This window comes from Edaphobacter sp. (assembly GCF_035532915.1).
Lineage (GTDB): Bacteria > Acidobacteriota > Terriglobia > Terriglobales > Acidobacteriaceae > Edaphobacter.
In genome coordinates this window covers 1-3635 of the sequence record NZ_DATKQC010000116.1, presented here as the reverse complement: position 1 = coordinate 3635, position 3635 = coordinate 1, and the positions used below count along the sequence as shown (strand labels likewise).

The window sequence follows — 3635 nt, the reverse complement described above, 5'->3', positions numbered from 1 at the left end:
GTCTGGAACCGGCTGCAGGCTGAACGCGCGAAGAAGTAGCAACGGAGAAAAACAAATGAGATTCCCCCTCACGACCGCGATCATCGCGGCGGCACTCGGAGTGTTGCCCGCACACGCTCAATTCGGTTCCGGGATCGTTTTCGATCCAACGCAATCGGTGCACGCCATCCAGCAGATTGCGCAGGCTAACCAACTCTACACAACCACGGTTGCGTCGACACGGAACGTCATCGCCGCCTACAACGTGGCACGGCAGATGGCGAGCGTGCCTCAGATGCTCTACACCACATACAGCAATCTGGGACGACAGCAATGGATCACGCTGGTCCAGTCGGCCAACACCTATGGGAACTCGTCATTCTGGATAAACGCAGCTTCGACCGGCTATGACGCGGCAGAGGCCACACAAGCGGCAAGCATCGAGACGAGAGGCCGCGTTGCCGGATACAGTTCACTCAGTCCACAGGGCCAGCAGGAGATTGCAGCCCAGGGGGCGACCGTCGATCTCGCCAACGCTGTCAACTCCACCAATCTTGATACTATCGGCGTCATCCGAGCAGACTCCGCGCAGCGGGAGGCTGACATCAGCCGGCTTGAAGCCGCGAGCCATTCCGCCGACCCGTCCCAGCACACCGAGATGGCGACCTTACAGCGGATCAATCAGGCCCTGCTGATTGAGCTGCGGTCACAGCAGGAGACCAATCAGATTCTCGAAGCACAGGCTATGCAGCAGATGGTCGGCCAGAAGGTGCAGCAGGACAATCTCAAATCGCTGTTCCAGACCGGCAACAGCTATCAGCAGAACTTCAATGAAGTCACGCCGCAGCAGACGAGCGCGGGCACCGAGTGGGCTTTCCACTACTGAAGTCGAGGAGAGCAGGTATGGACTTCCTCATTCTCATCAAAAACGGTTGCGAAAACCTGACTGCAACGGCCGCGCCCTCCGTCGATGCGCTCGGTCTGCACATGGTGCTTTCGCTCGCCACCATCATGCTGGTCTGGTTCGGCGTTCAGGAGGCGCTCGCCTCTGCGCAGGGCGGCCCCGGCTTCAACGTGGCGAAGTTCCTGAACTTCTTCCTGCTGATCACTTTTGCCTATTGCTTCGTTAAGTTTTACGACGGCTCGATTCCGGGCGTTGGCTACTCGCTCAAAGGTTTCGTCAGCGGAGGGACCAGTAGTCTGGTGGATTACGTTGGCAGCGATTCTACATCGGAGGTCCAGAACACGATTCACTCGGCGCTCGCAAAGGTCGGAACACTGTCGCCATCTCTAACCGAGCCCTACACTCTTCTCTGCACCTATACCGTTCAAATCATCCTCAGCATCCTCACTGCGTTGATCGGCGTCATCATCGCCTATGGAGCGATTGGAGCGACAGTAATTGGGCTGCTTGGACCGGTGTTTATTCCGTGGATGGTTTTCGAGAAGACCGACTTCCTCTTTTGGGGCTGGCTCAAGGCGTTCGTCGGTTTCGAGTTCTATAAGGTTGTCGCCGCAGCAACGATGAGCGTGATGAGCCACCTGCTCATTACGTATTTCACCAGCGGCGCTAATAATGTCGCTGACCCTCAGCGGCTCATTACCCTGATGCCCGGCCTACTGATTCTTTGTATCGTCGCTGGATTTATCCTGCTCAAGATTCCGACCATGACCGCCTCGCTCTTTTCCGGCCATGTAGGTGGGCATGGGATTGGCGCTGGCGGATTCATCGCCGCTGCACTTCTCCGGGCCATGTAATCGCGGTGGAGGTATCTCAATGGCAGTTACAGCAAAACACTCACCCGAAATAACGGGCGCGGCGGAACGCTATCTGGAACAGTACGGCGATCCGCTGGTAATGAACACCTGGCTCAAGGTCACAATTCTGGTGCTGGCTATTGTCTGTCTCGCGCTTGCCGGCCTGGTGTTTCGCGGTCAGAAGGCATTGGCCAGTATGCACCCGCTCATCATCCGCATCAACGAAGTGGGCAGGGCCGAGGCGATTGACTATCGCAATTTCCAGTATCGCCCGCAGGAGGCTGAGAACAAGTATTACCTCACGCGCTGGGCCGAACTCTATTTCAGCCGCAACCGTTTCACGATCGAGCGCGATCAGACAAACGCGCTCTATTTCCTCAATGGCGATGTGCAGCGGGCTGTGATTGCCGAGGAGCAGAAGGACAAGATCATCCAGACCTACCGGGACGATAGCTCGCTTCCGTATGTCGATGTCGAGGTCAAGAACGTCGTACTCGACGATTTGCGGCAATCGCCCTATTCGGCGCGGATCGAGTTCGAGAAGGTGTACACGAACCCGGCGGATCATACCGAACTCAAGCGGGAGCGATGGGTCGCCAGCGTGACCTATGTCTTCCGCGAGAACGTGAAGAACAACGAGCTGGCCGTGAACCCTCTGGGGCTGACCATCGTCCGCTTCCGGGCCGACCAGGCATTCAGCTAAGAGAACCAACCCGAATCCGAGGTCGCTTCGATGTATCGTCACGCTGTCAGTTCGGCAGGTAAACCCAACTCGCCTCATAGGGCGCACCGCATGGCCGCTCCGAGCTTTCGACAGCGCACCGGACGGTGCTCGATACCGTCCGTCTACGAAGCCTATGCCGCTCGACAGAAGGCTGCGGTTCAGGCGATCTTCCGCCGCCGAGACGCTAAGAGTGACTTCGGTGCATTCGAGGTTCATCCGTCTCGTATCCCGTCCTCTGCCCGGGGTCACGCTTCGGGCCTGTCCGGCGCCCGGCGGCAGGCTCGCTCTTCTGCTTCGGCTGTGCCGCCCTCCGGGTTACGGTTTCCGTCTACGACGGACCCTCCGTAAATGCAGAGCTTCGGCCTTGGGAGCCGGGGCCACTCGCTCGGCTTCGCCATGTGTGACCCGGGCAGGATACGGGAAATTCAACGAAACGGAGAACACTACCATGTACCAGAACAAAGTTAGTGCATGAGCTTGCTCATGGCAAAGATGCTGTGAGACTCACACGAGAGCTGGCCATCCGACGCTCCGACAAGCCCAATCCCCGCTATTACGCGCAGCGCACTGTAGACATGGTTTCTGCCCGTCTCTGGTTGCTTGAAGACGTGCCCATCGACGACGTAATCACCATGCTGGAAGTCCGCCGCCGTTTCGAGATTCCCTCCGCGTTCTGCTCCGCCCGCGCACGGGAGATTGCGGCCACTGCTCAACGAATGATCGCCCATAGAAAGATCGCTTGAATTCATCACCGAAGGAGAATCCCAATGCCATTACTTGAAGTCATCCAAACCCGACATCTCAGTGCTTCGATTCGCCTCACCGATACAACCGCAGCGCAGGTCGATCAGTATGCCGCTTTCATCCATGCCTGCGCCGATGATGTCGTGGAACAGGCACTTGCCTATGTCTTCAGCAAGGACCGCGACTTCCAGGAGTTCCTGAAAACTACACAGGCAGCTCATGTCACGCCGACTCTGCGTGTCCGTAGAGCTGCCGCTCCCGATGCGGTTGAGCAGGCTCCGAAGAAGCCTGTTGCCGGGATGGAGTCCAGCGAATCATTGCGGGTTCAGAAAGCATGAACTCCACCTGAATCGGTGGTGGAGCACAGACGGTGCTGCGCACCGGGTTTATTTCGACACTCCACCCCTTATAGGGTTGCGTTCGGAACCGT

5 protein-coding genes are annotated in these 3635 nt (G+C 57.8%); all 5 read left to right on the top strand.

What is annotated here, in order from left to right; genetic code table 11:
• Positions 1–55 precede the first annotated feature (55 nt).
• The 5 genes from VMU57_RS05875 (at position 56) to VMU57_RS05855 (ending at position 3543) form a co-directional block, all read left to right on the top strand.
• A complete protein-coding gene (locus VMU57_RS05875) occupies positions 56–865 on the top strand; it encodes a hypothetical protein (protein WP_325381700.1) in 810 nt (269 codons plus the stop codon).
• A 17-nt stretch (positions 866–882) separates the two neighbouring features.
• Positions 883–1737 carry a type IV secretion system protein gene (locus tag VMU57_RS05870; protein WP_325381699.1) on the top strand — a complete coding sequence of 285 codons (855 nt, stop codon included), beginning with the start codon at positions 883–885 and terminating at the stop codon, positions 1735–1737.
• A 19-nt stretch (positions 1738–1756) separates the two neighbouring features.
• Entirely contained in the window at positions 1757–2440 is a 684-nt protein-coding gene (locus VMU57_RS05865; RefSeq protein WP_325381698.1) for a VirB8/TrbF family protein, read from the top strand.
• 518 nt (positions 2441–2958) lie between these two features.
• Positions 2959–3204, top strand: coding sequence for a hypothetical protein (locus VMU57_RS05860; protein ID WP_325381697.1), 246 nt, complete (start codon positions 2959–2961; stop codon positions 3202–3204).
• Between the two features lie 24 nt (positions 3205–3228).
• Positions 3229–3543: a hypothetical protein gene (locus tag VMU57_RS05855; protein WP_325381696.1), complete on the top strand. Its 315-nt coding sequence runs from the start codon at positions 3229–3231 to the stop codon at positions 3541–3543.
• The last annotated feature ends 92 nt before the right edge of the window (positions 3544–3635 follow it).